Raw genomic sequence first — 16,037 nt, 5'->3', positions numbered from 1 at the left:
GCGCGGTTGCGCTCAGTGCCGGTGGCGGTCCAGCAGCTCGGGCACCTCGCTGCGCCCGATGCCCAGGTCGCGCAGCTCGTGGTCGTTCATGCCGCACAGGTGGCGCCGGTCGGCGCGCGCGCGTCGGCCGTTCACCACGCGGCGGCGCCAGCCGCGCAGGGCATGCATCAGGCGTTGATGAAAAGACGTTGGCTTCGGCGCGGTCACGGTGGGCTCCTTGGGGTGGGTGCGCCCATCTTCTTGCCGCCGGTGCTATTGTGGAAGTTGAGAATGCTGACACTGCCGATCAGCTTCCCTGATACACAGGCCTCCGCCAAACCGCTCCTTGCCGTTCCCCACCGCTCCCCACCAGACCACGCCATGCGCCAACTCAACCTCGACCAGCTGCGCACCCTCATCTCCATTGCCGACCTGGGCACCTTCTCGGCCGCGGCGAAGGCGCTGCACCTGGCGCAGCCCACGGTGAGCCTGCACATCAGCGAGCTGGAGTCGCGCCTGGGCACGCCGCTGGTGGTGCGCGGCAACCGACATGTCACGCCCACGGCGGCCGGCGCGGCGCTGGTGGAGCGCGGCCGCAAGCTGCTGCGCGACACCGACGACGCGCTGGAGGCCGTCAAGCGCCAGACCGAAGGCCGCGTGGGCCGCGTGCGGCTGGGCACCTCGACCGGCGTGCTGGTCGACCTGCTGCCGCAGGTGCTGGAGGCACTGGGCGAGGCGCACGCGGGCATCGACGTCGAGGTGAGCATCCGTGGCTCCTTCGAGGCCATGGAGCGGCTGGCGGCGGGCACGCTCGACATCGGCCTGGTCGCGGTGCCGCAACCGCCGGTGCGCGGCATCGTGGTCACGCCCTGGTGCGAGCAACCCATGATGGCCTTCGTGCCCCGGCGCTGGAAGGCGCCCCGGCGCGTCACGCCGGCATGGCTGGCGGCGCAGCCGCTGATCTTCAACGAGGCGACCACGCACATGTACCGGCTCACCATGGAATGGTTCGCCGCGGCCGGCCACGCGCCGCGCGCGCGCATCGAGCTGAACTACGACGCGGCCATGCGCAGCCTGGTGGCGGCCGGCTACGGCGCGGCGCTGCTGCCGCTGCAGAAGTCCACCGACATGCAGGACGACGAGCGCATGAAGATCCTGCCGGTCACGCCGAAGCTCACGCGCCGCGTGGGCATCGCGCACCGCCAGCATGCGCTGCTCGACGGCGCCACGCTGAGCGTGCTGAAGGTGCTGAACACGTTTCGCCAGGCCTGAGCCGGGGGCTTTCAGCAGCGTGGATCAGCGTTGCGCCGACGAGCCGTTCGGCAGCCCTTCGATCGGGCATTCGGGCGTGCCCACCGTGCTGCGCGTGAACGACTCGACCTGTTCGCGCGCGCCCTCGGGGTCGTGGATCCACCGGCTGTAGAAGTCGAACGGGCAGGCCGCCACGCCCTTGTCGCCGTCGCCCGAATTGACGATGCCGGTGTAGCCGCGGTGCATCAGCTTGAACAGGTGGTTCTGCGACTGGCCGTTCCTGCGCGCGTCGCGAATCAGGCCCATCGACAGCTCCGCGTAGTTGATGCCCATTTCTTCCTCGCCGCATTCGCCCAGCGTGCGCCCGTCGAAGCCGATGAGCGCCGAGTGGCCGAAGTACGAGTACACGCCGTCGAAGCCCGCCGCGTTGGCCACCGCCACGTAGGTGTTGTTCATGAAGGCCATGGCCTTGGACACCAGGATCTGCTGCTCCTTGGCCGGGTACATGTAGCCCTGGCAGCGCACGATGAGCTCGGCCCCGCGCATGGCGCAGTCGCGCCAGATCTCGGGGTAGTTGCCGTCGTCGCAGACGATGAGGCTGATCTTCATGCCCTTGGGCCCGTCGCTCACGTAGGTGCGGTCGCCCGGGTACCAGCCCTCGATGGGCACCCACGGCATGATCTTGCGGTACTTCTGCACGATCTCGCCCTGGTTGTTCATGAGGATCAGCGTGTTGTACGGCGCCTTGCGCGGGTGCTGCTCGTGGCGCTCGCCGGTCAGCGAGAACACGCCCCACACGTTGGCGCGGCGGCAGGCGTCGGCGAAGATGGCGGTCTCCTCGCCGGGCACGGTGGCGGCGGTGTCGTACATCTCCTTGGCGTCGTACATGATCCCGTGCGTGGAGTATTCGGGGAACACCACCAGGTCCATGCCCGGCAGGCCGCGCTTCATGCCGACCAGCGTCTCCGCGATCTTGCGGGCGTTGTTCAGGACCTCGGCCTTGGTGTGGAGGCGGGGCATCTTGTAGTTGACGACCGCGACGCCCACGCAATCGTTGCTGCTCGAAATATCACCATGTCTCATGACGCTGCTCCTGAGGGGGTTGAGAAAAAACAAAAGGCCCGGGCCGGTGTTCAACCGGTTCGGGCCTCTGTGGGGGGTATGCGGTGCAACGGCCTGGTGTCGTCGCTGCCGATTTTTCTCAACTCACCGAAGGCTGCACATACGTCATTTCGCTGATTGCGGGGCCGTGCGGGCGGCGCGCTTCAGCGTGGTCGCGCGTAGTCGGATTCGATCCACGCGGTGGCGCTCGACGCGCTGAGCTTGAACGCGGGCGACACGTTCACGCTGGCGAGCTCGGCGTCGTCGGTGTCGTCGTAGGCGGTGAGCGTGGCCGAGGGGTTGTCCTCGTCGGGCACGATGGCCAGCGCCACGCGAATGCGCTGGTCGTTGCGCGCGGTGACGGTCACGCTCTTGTTGAGCGTGGCGTGCAGCTGCTGCTCGTGGCGGCGGATGACTTCGGCGGCGGTCTTCACCAGCGTGGAGAAGGCGGGGCCGTCCAGCGGCTTGGGGTTCTTCTTGTCGCGGCCCATGGTCCAGGGGCCGACGAGGGCGGGCTCGGGGTCGCCCTGGCGGGTCATTTCGACGGCCCAGCCGTCGTCTTCCTCGTTCTTGATCACGCGGGCGGTCCAGACGCCGTCGCGCCAGAGGCGGGGTTCCTGCGTGGGGAGGGTGTCGGCGTCGGCGGTGTCGGTGGCGTGGGTCGGGTCGGTCGGTTCTGTCATTGGGATGCTCGTGTTCTTGCGCGGGTCATTTTCCCCTGCGCGGCGGGTGCTTCGGCGCCGCCAACGTACTGTTGCAGTCCGTCGGCCAGCGCGTCGAAGGCGGCGCGGCAGTGCGGGCTGTGGCGCAGGTCTTCGTGCATGGTGACCCAGGTGTCCAGCTTCAGCGAGAAGGCGCGCGGCAGCAGGTGCACCAGCGCCTCGCTGCGCCGCGCCAGCCCCAGCTGGCACACGCCGATGCCCGCGCCCGCGCGGATCAGCGCGAGCTGGGTCAGGTCGCTGTCGCTGCGCAGCGAGAAGGCCTCGCGGCTGTAGCCCTCGATCGACTTGAACGACTTGCCCGCGCTGCGCACGAAGGCCGTGGGCTGGTCATGGCCGATGACGGCGTGGCCGGCCAGGTCCTCGATGCGGCGCGGCGTGCCGTGGCGCGCCAGGTAGTCGCGGTGCGCGTGGAAGCCGAGCGCGATGTGGCCGATGCGCCGCGCCACCAGCTGCTCCTGCTGGGGCCGCACCATGCGCACGGCGATGTCGGCCTCGCGCCGCAGCAGGTCCTGCACGCGGTTGGTGGCCACCAGCTCCACCTTCAGCAGCGGGTGCGCCTCGCGCAGGCGCGCCACGATGGGCGGCAGCACCTCGACGCTGACCACCTCGCTGGCTGAGATGCGCACCACGCCCCGAACGCCCTGGCCTGTACCGCTGCCGCTGCCGTCCCCCTGGCTGCTGGCCACGCGCCGCAGCGACGCGGCGGTGCTCTCCATGGCCTCCGCATGCGTGCGCAGCGCCAGCGCGATGTCGGTCGGCAGCAGCCCGACCTGCGAGCGCGTGAACAGCACCACGCCCAGCGCCGCTTCCAGCGCGGCCACATGGCGCCCGGCCGTGGGCTGCGTGATGCCCAGCGCACGCGCCGCGCCTGAAAGAGAACCCTCGCGCAACACGCCGAGGAAGGAGCGGTACAGCTCCCAGCCGATGTCTGGAGTCATGCATAAATGTATAGCTGCTGGCTCATGTTCGGCAATTTCAATTGAACCGGGGTCGGCCCAGAATTCTTCCATCGACCCTTCTTTTGGAGCTCTTCATGGCACGCAACGACACGGTTCTGGTTCTGGGCGCAACGGGCGGCATCGGCGGCGAGGTGGCCCGCCAGCTGCGCGATGCAGGCTGGGAGGTGCGCGCGCTCAAGCGCGGTGCGCTGCCGGCCGATGCGCCAGGGCAACGCGACGGCATCACCTGGCTGGCCGGCGACGCGATGGACGCGCAGGCCGTGCGGCAGGCGGCCAGGGGCTGCGCGGTGATCGTGCACGCGGTCAACCCGCCGGGTTACCGCGGATGGGCGCAGGTGGTGCTGCCGATGCTCGACAACACCATCGCCGCCGCCAAGGCCGAAGGCGCGACCATCGTGCTGCCGGGCACGGTCTACAACTTCGGGCCCGACGCCTTTCCGCTGCTGAAGGAAGACTCGCCGCAGCACCCGCTCACCCGCAAGGGCGCGATCCGCGTGGAGATGGAAAAGCGCCTGGAAGCCGCGAGCCGCGAGGGCGCGCGCGTGCTGATCGTGCGCGCTGGCGATTTCTTCGGCCCCAGGTCGGGCAACACCTGGTTCTCGCAAGGGCTGGTGAAGGCGGGGCAGGCCGTGAAGACCGTGAGCTACCCCGGCCGCGCCGGCATCGGCCACCAGTGGTCGTACCTGCCCGACGTGGCGCACACCATGGTCGAGCTGCTGGCGCGGCGCGAGCGGCTCGAACCTTTCGCGCGCTTTCACATGGCCGGCCATTGGGACGCGGACGGCACGCGCATGACCGGCGCCATCCGCAAGGTGGCGGCCCGCCGCACCGGCGCCGAGGTGCGCGTTTCGGCCTTTCCGTGGTGGCTGCTGGCGCTGGCCTCGCCCTTCGTCGTCACCTTCCGGGAAATGCGCGAGATGCGCTACCTGTGGCAAACCCCGCTGGGCATGGACAACACCAGGCTGGTCGCCGTGCTGGGCCGCGAGCCGCACACGCCGCTGGAAGAAGCGGTGGAGGCCACGCTCGACGGCATGGGCAACCTGCCGGCCGCCCCGGTGGGCGCCGCGGCCTGATCAGAACACCGACAGCCCCGTGCGCGCCACGAACAGCTCCAGCGCCTTCATGCCCAGCAGCGAATTGCCGGTCGCGTCCAGCGCGGGCGACCACACGCACAGCGTGAGCGTGTCGGGCACCACCGCCACGATGCCGCCGCCCACGCCGCTCTTGCAGGGCAGGCCGATGGAAAAGGCCACGTCGCCCGCCGCGTCGTAGGTGCCGCAGGTGAGCATCAGCGCGTTGATGCGCCGCGTTTGCCGCTCGCCGGTGACATCGGGCTGGCCATCGATGGGGTGCGCGCCGTCGCGGCACAGGAAGGCCGCGGCCCGCGCCAGCTGGCGGCAGCTCATGCGCAGCGCGCACTGGTGGAAGTAGGTGTCGAGCACGGTCGCGACGTCGTTGTCGATCTTGCCGAAGCTCTTCATGAAGTTGGCCAGCGCCACGTTGCGAAAACCCGTGTCGGCCTCCGACTGCGCCACCTCGTCGTCGAAGGCGATGGGCTCGCCGCACAGGCTGGCCATGAGCGCGAGGATATCGTCCTTTGCGCCGTTCCCGCCGTTCCCACCATCCGCGCCGGGGCCGCTGGCCTTCGCCTGGCTCACCAGCCGGTCGGCCACCGCGATGGCGCCGGCATTGATGAACGGGTTGCGCGGCTTGCCCTGTTCGTTCTCCAGCTGCACCAGCGAGTTGAACGGGTTGCCCGAGGGCTCGCGGCCAATGCGCTCCCACAGCGCGTCGCCCATGCGCTGCATGGCGAGCGTGAGCGTGAAGAGCTTGGACACGCTCTGGATGGAGAAGGGCGTTTCGAAGTCGCCCGCGCCGGCTTCCTCGCCCTCGCAGGTGCGCAGCGCAATGCCGAACTGGCGGGCATCGACACGCGCCAGCGCGGGGATGTAGCTGGCGACCTTGCCGTGGTGTTCGCCCTGGCCGCACTGCGCGATCTGCGGGCGCAGCGTGGCGACGATCTCGTCGAGCACGGGCTGGAATTTCATGGGGTTCATGCCGTGCGTTGTACCGCGGGCCGGCGGTTGACCAGCACGATGCCCAGCGCCACCCCGACGAGCGCCACGATCAGCTGCGCCGTGAGCGGCTCTTTGAGCAGCACCACGCCGAACACCAGCGCGAACAGCGGCGTGAGAAAGGTGAAGGACGACATCTGCGTGGCCGGGTAATGCCGCAGCAGCCACATCCACGCCAGGTAGCTGGCGAAGGCGCCCACCACCGTCTGCAGCCCGATGGAGCCCCACGCCGCCGCCGAGTAGGCAAAGCCCCAGTGCTCGCCCAGCACCAGCGACAGCACCGGGCACACCGCGGCCGTGACCGCCACCTGGTAGAACAGCGTTTTTTCCGCGCTGGCCGTGGCCAGCCGGGTGGTGCGCAGCGTGAGCGTGGTCAGGCCCCACAGCATGCCGGCCGCCAGGCCCAGCGCGTCGCCGATGAGCTGCGACGAGCTCATGTGGCCGAAACCCTCGCTGAAGGCCAGCACCACGCCCGAGAACGCAATGAACAGCCCCAGCCACTGGAAGCCGCGCAGCCGCTCGGCCGGCACCCAGCGCGGCAGCAGCAGCGACACCCAGAAGGGCGCCGTGTAGAGAAACACCGTGAGCCGCGAGGCGCTGGTGTGCTGCAGCCCCAGGTAGATGCCCGCGAACTCGCCCGAGAACAGCAGGCCGGCCAGCAGCCCCGGCCACAGCGTGCCGTCGCGCTCGAAGAGCCGCACCCCGCGCGAGGCGCACCACAGCCACAGCAACGCGGTGGCGCCGACCATGCGAATGGAGGCCTGCCACATCGGCGGCACCTCGGCCACGGTGGTCTTGATGATGATCTGCTGCAGCCCCCAGAAGGCGCAGCAGGCAATGAGCAGGCCGATGGCGAGGCTGTCGAGGTGGGTCTTGCGCTGGATCATGAAGGCTCGCTGACGGTGGCTCGGCGCGCGGATGGGCGCCGAATTCATCCGATGATCGTATCGCGCGAGCGCGTTTCGCGGGGGCCTTGCCCGCGTTACTGCCTTGTTGCGCTATTGCGTTATTGCGCTACTGCGCGAACGCGTCCAGCGCGGGCAGCGCCGCCTGCCGCTCGAAGCGCCGCTCGATGGCCAGCAGCGCGGCCTCCAGGAACTGCAGGAACATGCCCATGGCCACCGCCGTGGTCTGGCCCGCGCGCTGGTACAGGCAGCTGAACGATCGCGCGCCCGCGTCGGCCAGGCCGGTCCACACCAGCGTGCCGCGGTCCACGTCTTCGGCGACGTTCTCCGGAATGAGAAAGCCGATGCCCGTGCCGCCGGCCACCAGCCGGCGCACCATGGCCACCGAGCTGGTCTCGACCAGCGGGCGCACCTTGCGGTGCTCGCGGTGGTCGATCTGGTCGACCATGGCGCGCAGCTCGGTGTCGGGCGTCATGAGGATCAGCGGGTGCTCCAGGCAGTCGCGCAGCCGCGGCAGCTTGCCCAGCGCCGCCAGCGGATGCCCCGGCGGCGTGACCAGCCCCAGGTGCTGCGGGAACGCGCGGATTTCCTCGACGCCGGGCGGCGGCTTGCGGCGCAGGCAGAAGCCGATGTCCGATTCGCCGTTGGCCACCCACTTCAATATGTTCTCGCCGCTGCCCGAGCGCACGCTGTAGGTCACGCCGGGGTAGTGCTTCATGGCGGCCTCGATCACCTCGGGCACCAGCTGCTCGGCCGACGAATGCGACACCGCCAGGTTGATGTGCCCGCGCCGCAGCGAGCGCAGGTCTTCCACCTGGGCCATGGCGTTGTCGAAGTCGCGTTGCCCGCGCCGCACGGCGGCCACCATGATCTCGCCCGCGGTGGTCAGCTGCATGCCGCGCGGCAGCCGGTCGAACAGCGGCGTGCCGACCTGCTCCTCGAGATTGAGCACCTGCTGGTGCACCGCCGCCGCCGTGAGGTGCAGCGCCTCGGCGGCCTTGCGCACCGAGCCGCGGCGGGCCACTTCGTCGAAACACCGGAAGGTCTGGGAAATGGCGCGCATGGTGCCGGCGAGTGTATGGATTTTCTATACGCACCGTACGAAACAAACAGATTTTCCTGACGGGCGATGCGGCCTAGATTCGCGGCATTCCTTCAATTTCCCCGAGGTTCGCCCCTGTGACTACCACCGTCGACCAGATCACCCAGCGCCGCCGCGGCACCGGCCTGATCGCCCATGATCCGGCGCTCAGCGCCGGCGGCTACACCCTGATCGCGCCGCAGACCGACGACGGCAACGTCTACCTGGTCGACATCGAGGGCCGCGTCGCGCACCAGTGGAAGATGCCGGTGCGCCCGGGCCGCGCCGCCGTGATCCTGCCCAACGGCAACCTGGGCTACAACGGCAACCACGCCGGCACGCCCGAGATCTACGCGGCCTGGTCGCTGTGGCACGGCGGCGATTTCTACGAGGCCACGCCCGCCGGGGACATCGTCTGGCGCTTTCAGGACCCGACGCACCACCACGACGCCCGCTGGCTGGCCAACGGCCACCTGCTGTACGCCGGCTGCGCGCCGGTGCCGGCCGGCTTTGCCGAGCGCGTGCCGGGCGGCACCGCCCACGGGCCCGACGAGACGATGTACGCCGACGTGATCCGCGAGGTCGACCGCGACGGCAAGCTGGTGTGGGAGTGGAAGGCCTGGGAGCACCTGGCGCCGGAAGACTTTCCCATCCACCCCGGCTTCGGCCGCACCCACTGGCCGCTGGTGAACGGGCTGGACGTGACGCGCGAGGGCCTGGTGCTGATGAGCCTGCGCACCACCTCGGGCATCGTCGGCGTCGACCGGGCCACCGGCGACGTGAAGCTGCACATTCCGCCCGGCGTGCTGTCGCACCAGCACGCGCCCGTGGCGCTGGACAACGGCAACATTCTTGCTTTCGACAACGGCAACTTCCGCACCGGCAAGCATGTGGCGTTCTCGCGCGTTCTCGAAATCGACCCGACCTCCCACGAGGTGGTGTGGCAGTACGCCGACGAACTGGTCAACGCCTTCTACACGGCCTACATGGGCAGCGCGCAGCGCCTGCCCAACGGCAACACGCACGTCACCGAGTCGGCCACGGGGCGGCTCTTCGAGGTCACGCCGGCCGGCGAGGTGGTGTGGGAGTACGTGATTCCCTGGTTCGCCGAATATCCCGACGAGGCCGCGCGCAAGTACGTGCCTGGCCGGCAGAACAGCGTGTTCCAGACCTTCCGCTACACGGCGGCGCAACTTCCCTGGCTCAAGGTGTCCGCATGACTTTTCGCATGGTTTCTTCCACCCTTCGCCGTCTTGCACTGCCCTTGGCCGCGGCGTTGCCCCTGGCCGCGGCGTTGCCCTTTGCGGCGCAGGCGGCCGACGCGCCCAAGCCCTTGCAGCCCGTGCGCATCCTGAGCAACTGGTTCGCCCAGCCCGACCAGGCCGGCTACTGGCAGGCCCAGCAGGACAAGCTCGGCAAGGAGGCCGGCATCGAGATCAGCGTGCTGCAGGGCGGCCCGAAGATCCAGACCATTCCGCAGGTGGCCTCGGGCCAGGCCGAGTTCGGCATCGGCAACGCCGACGACGTGCTGCTGGCCCGCCTGCGCGGCGCGCCGGTGCGCGCGGTGTTCGCGCACCTCGACTACGTGCCCTACACGCTGGTCTACCACGCCGACCCGGCCGTGAAGTCCATCGCCGACCTGCAGGGCCGCACCTTCGCGGTGAACATCGGCAACGCCTATTGGGAGTGGACGAAGAAGCAGTACAAGCTCGCGGGCACGCGCGAGATCCCGGTGAGCGGCGACCTGAGCCTGTTCCGCAACGACCCGAAGATGGTGCAGCAGGGCTATTCGCTGTTCCTGCCCGCGCGCATGGCCGCGGCCGGCGTGCAGGTGCAGCAGGTCACGCTGGCGTCGCTGGGCTACCGGCCGTACGACGTGCTCTTCACCACCGACGACATGATCCGCAAGAACCCGGCGCTGGTGAAGGCCACCCTGGCCGCGGTGCAGAAGGGCTGGGCCAGCTACGTGCGCAACCCACAGGGGCTCAAGCCGCTGATCACCGGCATGAACAAGCAGATGACGCCCGAGATCTACGACGCGGCGAACAAGGAAATGATCGAGACGCTGATCTCGCACGACCTCGGGCGCATCGGCTGCATGACGGACGCGCGCTGGAGCGAGCTGGCGGGCCAGCTGCGCAGCGTCAACTTCCTGCCGGCCGGTTTCGACGCGAAGCAGGGCTACGACCGCACGCTGGTGCCGGGCTGCAACCCATGAGCGCGAGGCAGCTCGATGCGGGTGCAGGCTCTGGTGCAGTTTCGGGCGCGGCCGTCGGGCTGGCGGGCGTGTCGAAGCGCTTCGGCAGCGGCAAGGCCGGGGGCCTGCTGGCGCTGGACACCGTCGACTTCGCGCTGCGCCCGGGCGAGTTCGTCTCCATCGTCGGGCCCTCGGGCTGCGGCAAGTCGACGCTGCTGCGCATCATGGCGGGGCTGGTCGCGCCGAGCACCGGGCGCTGCACGCGGCCCGAGGGCGTCGCGACGGCCTTCGTGTTCCAGGAGGCGGCGCTGCTGCCCTGGCGTACCGTGGAGCGCAACGCGCAGTTGCTGATGGAGCTCGAAGGCCATGCGCCCGCCAGCTGCAAGGCGCGCGCCGCCGAGGCGCTGAAGCTGGTGGGGCTCGCGGGCTTCGAGAAGTCGTACCCGCACCAGCTCTCCGGCGGCATGCGCATGCGGCTGTCGCTGGCGCGCGCGCTGGCGCTGCGGCCCGGGCTGCTGCTGCTCGACGAGCCGCTGGCGGCGGTCGACGAGCTCACGCGCGACGTGCTGCAGGAGGAGCTGTCCTCGCTGTGGCGCCAGGCCGGCTTCACCGGCGTGCTGGTGACGCACAACGTGCACGAGGCGGTGTACCTGTCGAACCGGGTGGTGGTGATGTCGCCGCGGCCGGGGCGCATCCTGGACGTGATCGACGTGCCCTTCGATTTCCCGCGCGCGCCCGAGCTGCGCGCCAGCGCCGGCTTCGCGGCGCTCACGGGCCGGGTGACGGCGGTGCTGCGGGCGCAACACACGACGCCACAAGCGGCGCGACATGCCCAGGCGGTGGCATGAGGAGGCCATGGCAATGACCCGCTCCATTTCTTTTTCCGCCGCCGGCGTGGTGCGCAACGCCGGCCCCGTGCTGGTGGTCGCGTTGCTCGCCATCGGCCTCTGGTGGCTGCTGAGCGCCACCGTCTACCAGGGCAAGGGCTACCTGCTGCCCTCGCCGCAGGAAGTGGCCGCGGCCACCGTGGAGAACGCCGGCGTGCTCGCGGGCGCGACGCTGTCCACGCTGAAGGAGGCGCTGCTGGGCTACGCGCTGGCCATCGTGCTCGGCATCGCGGGTGCGGCGGTGCTGGCGCAGTCGCGGCTGCTGGAGCGCAGCCTGTACCCGTACGCGGTGCTGCTCCAGACCGTGCCGGTGGTGGCGATCGCGCCGCTCATCGTGCTCTGGTTCGGCTACAACGAGCTGTCGGTGGTGATCGTGAGTTTCATCATGTCGCTGTTCCCCATCATCAACAACACCATGCTGGGCCTGCGCTCCACCTCGCGCAACCTGGCCGAGCTGTTCGCGCTGCACCGCGCGAGCGGGCTGGTGTCGTTCTGGAAGCTGCGGCTGCCGGGCGCGCTGCCGCACATCTTCGCGGGGCTGCGCATTTCGGCGGGGCTGTCGGTCATCGGCGCCATCGTGGGCGAATTCATCATCGGCTCGGGCAATGCCGAAGGTGGGCTGGGCGTGCAGATCGTGTTCGCGCAGGGGCGCATGTACACCGCGCTGCTGTTCGCCGAGGTGATCGCCGCGACGCTGCTGGGCTTCGTGTTCTTCCTGGCGGTGAGCGCGATCGGCCGGCTGCTGCTGCGGCACTGGCACGAGTCGGCGCTGGAAAGCTGAAAGCGCCGGCGCTCTATTTTTTCGCGGCCACGGGGTAGGGCGGCTTGCCCCGCGTGCCGGTCATCAGGTCGGGCACCACGGCTTCCACGTCGGGCAGCGCGCGCGCCGCGCGCTCCAGCCGCTTCGCCAGCGCCGCGTTCGGCACGCAGCCCTGCAGGTACACCCAGCGGCGCTGCACCATGACCCACACGCTGGCCTTGCGCACGCCCGGCACCGCGCGCAACGCGGCACGCACCTTGGGCGCCAGGGGCTTGTCGTAGCGGTAGGCGTTGCTGTCGGCGCACTTGCCGGCCAGCCAGCAGCTGGTGCCGCGCTCCAGCCGCGAGTGGGTCTGCACGCGGCGCTCCTCGGCCGTGTAGAACGGCCCCTCGGGCACCGCGCAGGCCGGCAGGCCCGACGACACCTGGAAGAACGGGTCGTCGAACCAGTTCTGCTTCGGCGGCCCCGCGGCCTCCTGCGCCATGACGGTCTGCGCAAGCAGCAGCAGCACGGGCATGAGCGCAGGGTGTTTCACTACAAGGGGTGTTCCGTGTAGAAGCGCCCGCCGTGGAACAGCAGCGGCGAGGCGCCGCCGTCGTGCGAGCAGCGCTCCACCTCGCCCACGAAGATCACGTGGTCGCCTTCGTCGTAGCGGCTGCGGTTGAAGCACTCGAAGCTCGCCGCCGCGCCGGCCAGCACCGGCGCGCCGCCCAGGCCTTCGGTGTAGACCACGTCGGCCCAGCGGTCGATGTTCTTGGCGGCGAAGCGTTCGGCCAGTGCCTTCTGGTTGGCCGCCAGGATGTTCACGGTGTAGTGCGAGCCGGTGCTCAGCGCGGGCATGGAGCCGGCCGCGCGCGCCAGGCTCCACAGCACCAGCGGCGGCGCCAGCGACACCGAGTTGAACGAGTTGGCCGTGAGGCCGACCAGCGTGCCGTCGGCCGCGCGCGCGGTGACGATGGTGACGCCGGTGGCGAACATGCCGAGCGCGTCACGGAACTCGTCGGGCGAAAAGGAGGGCGGCTGGGCCCGTCGGGGAGTGGTCACTGGGGGAGGCTGCAAGGGCGGCAAGGGCGGCAAGGGCTTGAAGGGCAGAAGGCCATTTTGGCTCAGCGCCCGGGGGGCTGCTTGGCGGGGCTCATCAACTCGGTCACCAACCGGGAATAGGCGGTGGCCGCAGCCGAGAGGGTACGCCCTGCGAGGGTCACGAGGCTGTAATGCGTCTGCATGCGCGCGAAGCCCGCCACCGGCAACGGCACCAGCGCGCCGGTCTCGTGCCCCGGCGCCGGGGCCAGCGGCGCCAGGATGACCGCGTGCGCCGTGAGCGCCAGGTGGCGCAGCGTGCCCGCGTCGTCGCAGGTGACGTTGAACACGCTGCGTTCGCTGCGCCGCGGTTGCCGCTCGAACTGCGCCGCCACCTCGGCCGGCAGCCGCGGGCCGGCCACGGGATAGGCCATGAGGTCTTCCAGCGTGGCCTGCTTCAGCTTGAGCAGCGGATGCCGCGGCCGCACGAAGAAGGACACCGGCACGTTGGGCAGCCGCGAGAGCTTCAGCCCGGGCTGCTTCTCCAGGTCGCGCGTGTCGGCGATGAACAGGTCGAGCTGGCGGCGGTGCAGGCGCTCGCACAGGCTGGCGGTGTCGGCCACTTCCATGCGCATCTGCAGCTGCGGGTGGCGCTGCGTCATGAGCGACAGGGCCAGCCGGCCCAGCGTGCCGGCGGCGAACGGCCCGAGGCCGACCGCGAGGCTGCCGATGGCCAGGCCTTCGAGCTCCAGCACGTCGCGCGCGATCTGCTGCGCGTCGGCCAGCAGCTCGCGGGCGCGTGCCAGCACCAGCTCGCCGGCCTGGGTGAAGCGCACGGTGCCGTAGGCGCGGTCGATCAGCCGGGCCTGCAGGCCTTCTTCGAGGTTGTCGATGCTGCGCGAGAGCGCGGGCTGCGACAGGTGCACGGCCTGGGCCGCGCGGCCGAAGCTGCCCTGGTCCGCGAGGGCGACGAGATGCTGGAGCTGGCGCAGCTGCATTTTGCGTTTTACTTGAAAAGCAAGCGCGTATTTTGCATTTGCCAATGCATCTGCGGCTTCCGAGAATCGGTGCCGGCCCCTTTCCCAAGACCGCAGAAGAACGAGACACCCCATGACGCTCCCCCGTTTCTCCCGCGCGCGCATTGCAACGGCCTGCACGTTCGCCTGCGCGCTCGCCACCGGCTCGGCCCTCGCGCAGACCGTGCCCAAGCCGCCCGAGCCCTCCACGCTGAAGGCCAACGCCGACATGGCGAAGACGCTGCCCTTCGCCGACCGGCGCGACTTCGAGGACGCGATGCGCGGCTTCATCGCCACCGTGCCCGACGCGCTGGTGCCGGGCACCGGCCCGCGCCCGGTGTGGAGCATGAAGCCCTACGACTTCCTGAAGACCGACACGCCGGCCGACACCGTCAACCCCAGCCTGTGGCGCCAGGCGCAGCTGAACGCCATCCACGGCCTGTTCCAGGTGACCGAGCGCGTGTACCAGGTGCGCGGCTTCGACCTGGCGAACATGACCATCGTGGAAGGCGACGGCACGCTGATCGTCATCGACCCGCTGCTCACCGCCGAGACCGCGCGCGCCTCGCTCGAGCTGTACTACCAGCACCGCCCGCGCAAGCCGGTGGGCACGGTGATCTACACGCACGGCCACGCCGACCACTTCGGCGGCGTGAAGGGTGTGCTGAGCGAGGCCGACGTGGCCGCGGGCAAGGTGCAGGTGATCGCGCCCGCGGCCTTCATGGAAACGGCGGTGGCCGAGAACATCCTCGCGGGCAACGCGATGAACCGGCGCTCGCAGTACCAGTTCGGCTCGCTGCTGCCGCCGGGCGTGCGCGGCCAGGTCGACACGGGCCTGGGCAAGGCGCTGGCGCGCGGCAGCATCACGCTGGTGGCGCCGACCTCCACCATCGACAAGCCCACCGAGGAGCGCACCATCGACGGCGTGCAGTTCGTGTTCCGGCTGGTGCCGGGCTCGGAGGCGCCGTCGGAAATGCTGCTGTACCTGCCGCAGTTTCGCGTGCTGAACATGGCGGAAGACGTGACGCACACCATGCACAACCTGTACACCATTCGCGGTGCCGAGGTGCGCGACGGCAACCTGTGGTCGAAGTACATCGACGAGGCGCGCGTGGCCTTCGGCGACAGGGCCGACGTGCTCATCGCCCAGCACCACTGGCCCACCACCGGGCGCGAGCGCATCGTCGACCTGCTGAAGAAGCAGCGCGACATGTACAAGTTCATCAACGACCAGACGCTGCGCCTGCTCAACCAGGGCTACACCGCGGCCGACATCGCCGAGACGCTACGCATGCCCGCGAGCCTGGCGCAGGAATGGTCGGCGCGCGGCTACTACGGCACGCTGAGCCACAACGCCAAGGCGGTGTACCAGAAGTACCTGGGCTGGTACGACGCGAACCCCGCCAACCTGAACCCGTTGCCGCCGGTGGCCTACGCGAAGAAAACGGTCGAATACATGGGAGGCGCCGACGCGGTGCTGGCCCGTGCGCGCGAAGACTTCGGCAAGGGCGAGTTCCGCTGGGTGGCCAGCGCGATGAGCCAGGTGGTGTATGCCGACCCGTCGAACCGCGCGGCGCGCGAACTGGGCGCCGATGCGCTGGAGCAGCTGGGCTACCAGTCCGAAGCCGGCACCTGGCGCAGCGCCTACCTGGTGGGCGCGATGGAGCTGCGCAACGGCGTGCCGAAGATCGCCGGCGGCAGCAGCGCCAACGCGGACACGCTCAAGGCGGTGAGCAACGACCTGTTCTTCGACTTCCTCGGCGTGCGGCTCGACGCGGCGAAGGCCGAGGGCAAGAAGATGGTCATCAACTGGAACTTCACGGACTCGAACCAGCAGTTCGTGTTGACGCTGGAAAACTCCGCGCTCACGCACATTGCCGGCCAGCAACCCGGCGCCGATGCCACGATCACGCTGGCGCGCGCCACGCTCGATGCGGTGACGCTCAAGGAAACGAGCTTTCCGGCCGCGGTGCTCACAGGCAAGGTGAAGATCGACGGCGACCGCGGAAAGCTGGCGGAGCTGATGTCGATGATGGACAACTTCGAGCTGATGTTTCCCGTGGTCGAGCCGCGCAAGTAGCGTT

17 protein-coding genes are annotated in these 16,037 nt (G+C 69.7%); 7 read left to right on the top strand and 10 right to left on the bottom strand.

All coding sequences use genetic code 11. The features are described from left to right. Nucleotides 1–12 precede the first annotated feature (12 nt). On the bottom strand, nucleotides 13–207 hold the full coding sequence (locus QTI51_RS27180) for a YjiS-like domain-containing protein (RefSeq protein WP_116911851.1): 195 nt from the start codon (nucleotides 205–207) through the stop codon (nucleotides 13–15). Between the two features lie 153 nt (nucleotides 208–360). On the opposite strand from QTI51_RS27180, the gene QTI51_RS27175 reads away from it, so the two are divergent. After that, a complete protein-coding gene (locus QTI51_RS27175; RefSeq protein WP_116911852.1) occupies nucleotides 361–1,251 on the top strand; it encodes a LysR family transcriptional regulator in 891 nt (296 codons plus the stop codon). Between the two features lie 24 nt (nucleotides 1,252–1,275). Here QTI51_RS27175 and QTI51_RS27170 read toward each other — a convergent pair whose 3' ends face one another. The 3 genes from QTI51_RS27170 to QTI51_RS27160 all read right to left on the bottom strand — a co-directional run bounded on the left by QTI51_RS27170 (nucleotide 1,276) and on the right by QTI51_RS27160 (nucleotide 3,991). After that, entirely contained in the window at nucleotides 1,276–2,313 is a 1,038-nt protein-coding gene (locus tag QTI51_RS27170; RefSeq protein WP_116911853.1) for an aliphatic amidase, read from the bottom strand. A gap of 182 nt (nucleotides 2,314–2,495) precedes the next feature. After that, nucleotides 2,496–3,014, bottom strand: coding sequence for a hypothetical protein (locus tag QTI51_RS27165; RefSeq protein WP_116911854.1), 519 nt, complete (start codon nucleotides 3,012–3,014; stop codon nucleotides 2,496–2,498). Then, nucleotides 3,011–3,991: a LysR family transcriptional regulator gene (locus QTI51_RS27160; protein WP_116911855.1), complete on the bottom strand. Its 981-nt coding sequence runs from the start codon at nucleotides 3,989–3,991 to the stop codon at nucleotides 3,011–3,013. The genes QTI51_RS27165 and QTI51_RS27160 overlap by 4 nt, the downstream gene beginning before the upstream one ends. 95 nt (nucleotides 3,992–4,086) lie before the next feature. Here QTI51_RS27160 and QTI51_RS27155 point away from each other — a divergent pair, with 95 nt between their 5' ends. Continuing rightward, the gene (locus QTI51_RS27155) at nucleotides 4,087–5,085 is read left to right on the top strand and encodes an NAD-dependent epimerase/dehydratase family protein (protein ID WP_116911911.1); all 999 of its coding nucleotides are present in this window, start codon (nucleotides 4,087–4,089) and stop codon (nucleotides 5,083–5,085) included. Here QTI51_RS27155 and QTI51_RS27150 read toward each other — a convergent pair whose 3' ends face one another. The 3 genes from QTI51_RS27150 to QTI51_RS27140 all read right to left on the bottom strand — a co-directional run bounded on the left by QTI51_RS27150 (nucleotide 5,086) and on the right by QTI51_RS27140 (nucleotide 8,055). Next, on the bottom strand, nucleotides 5,086–6,069 hold the full coding sequence (locus tag QTI51_RS27150) for a glutaminase (RefSeq protein ID WP_503011546.1): 984 nt from the start codon (nucleotides 6,067–6,069) through the stop codon (nucleotides 5,086–5,088). It lies immediately after the preceding gene. Further along, nucleotides 6,066–6,974, bottom strand: coding sequence for a DMT family transporter (locus QTI51_RS27145; RefSeq protein ID WP_116911856.1), 909 nt, complete (start codon nucleotides 6,972–6,974; stop codon nucleotides 6,066–6,068). Before QTI51_RS27145 ends, QTI51_RS27150 begins: the two co-directional genes overlap by 4 nt. A gap of 127 nt (nucleotides 6,975–7,101) precedes the next feature. Beyond that, the gene (locus tag QTI51_RS27140; RefSeq protein ID WP_116911857.1) at nucleotides 7,102–8,055 is read right to left on the bottom strand and encodes a LysR family transcriptional regulator; all 954 of its coding nucleotides are present in this window, start codon (nucleotides 8,053–8,055) and stop codon (nucleotides 7,102–7,104) included. Between the two features lie 116 nt (nucleotides 8,056–8,171). Here QTI51_RS27140 and QTI51_RS27135 point away from each other — a divergent pair, with 116 nt between their 5' ends. From QTI51_RS27135 to QTI51_RS27120, 4 genes are read left to right on the top strand one after another with little or no spacing between them, the layout of a single operon-like run. After that, nucleotides 8,172–9,293 (top strand): aryl-sulfate sulfotransferase, encoded by a 1,122-nt coding sequence (locus tag QTI51_RS27135; RefSeq protein WP_116911858.1) that lies wholly within the window; start codon nucleotides 8,172–8,174, stop codon nucleotides 9,291–9,293. 8 nt (nucleotides 9,294–9,301) lie between these two features. Then, nucleotides 9,302–10,291, top strand: coding sequence for an ABC transporter substrate-binding protein (locus QTI51_RS27130; protein WP_286516835.1), 990 nt, complete (start codon nucleotides 9,302–9,304; stop codon nucleotides 10,289–10,291). After that, nucleotides 10,288–11,118 (top strand): ABC transporter ATP-binding protein, encoded by an 831-nt coding sequence (locus tag QTI51_RS27125; RefSeq protein ID WP_116911860.1) that lies wholly within the window; start codon nucleotides 10,288–10,290, stop codon nucleotides 11,116–11,118. The genes QTI51_RS27130 and QTI51_RS27125 overlap by 4 nt, the downstream gene beginning before the upstream one ends. 13 nt (nucleotides 11,119–11,131) lie before the next feature. Further along, nucleotides 11,132–11,938: an ABC transporter permease gene (locus tag QTI51_RS27120; RefSeq protein WP_286516834.1), complete on the top strand. Its 807-nt coding sequence runs from the start codon at nucleotides 11,132–11,134 to the stop codon at nucleotides 11,936–11,938. A gap of 13 nt (nucleotides 11,939–11,951) precedes the next feature. Here QTI51_RS27120 and QTI51_RS27115 read toward each other — a convergent pair whose 3' ends face one another. The 3 genes from QTI51_RS27115 to QTI51_RS27105 form a co-directional block, all read right to left on the bottom strand. Then, nucleotides 11,952–12,452: a BON domain-containing protein gene (locus tag QTI51_RS27115; RefSeq protein WP_116911862.1), complete on the bottom strand. Its 501-nt coding sequence runs from the start codon at nucleotides 12,450–12,452 to the stop codon at nucleotides 11,952–11,954. Beyond that, nucleotides 12,452–12,961, bottom strand: coding sequence for a flavin reductase family protein (locus QTI51_RS27110; RefSeq protein ID WP_286516833.1), 510 nt, complete (start codon nucleotides 12,959–12,961; stop codon nucleotides 12,452–12,454). The genes QTI51_RS27115 and QTI51_RS27110 overlap by 1 nt, the downstream gene beginning before the upstream one ends. A 62-nt stretch (nucleotides 12,962–13,023) precedes the next feature. Further along, nucleotides 13,024–13,935, bottom strand: a complete 912-nt coding sequence (locus tag QTI51_RS27105) for a LysR family transcriptional regulator (protein ID WP_116911864.1) — start codon at nucleotides 13,933–13,935, stop codon at nucleotides 13,024–13,026. A 112-nt stretch (nucleotides 13,936–14,047) separates the two neighbouring features. Between QTI51_RS27105 and QTI51_RS27100 the strand changes: the two genes are divergently transcribed. After that, on the top strand, nucleotides 14,048–16,033 hold the full coding sequence (locus QTI51_RS27100) for an alkyl/aryl-sulfatase (protein ID WP_116911865.1): 1,986 nt from the start codon (nucleotides 14,048–14,050) through the stop codon (nucleotides 16,031–16,033). Nucleotides 16,034–16,037 lie beyond the last annotated feature (4 nt).

Source organism: Variovorax sp. J22G73 (assembly GCF_030317035.1).
Classification (GTDB): domain Bacteria; phylum Pseudomonadota; class Gammaproteobacteria; order Burkholderiales; family Burkholderiaceae_C; genus Variovorax.
The sequence above is the reverse complement of the archived record's forward strand: the minus strand, read 5'-3'. Positions and strand labels throughout refer to the sequence as shown.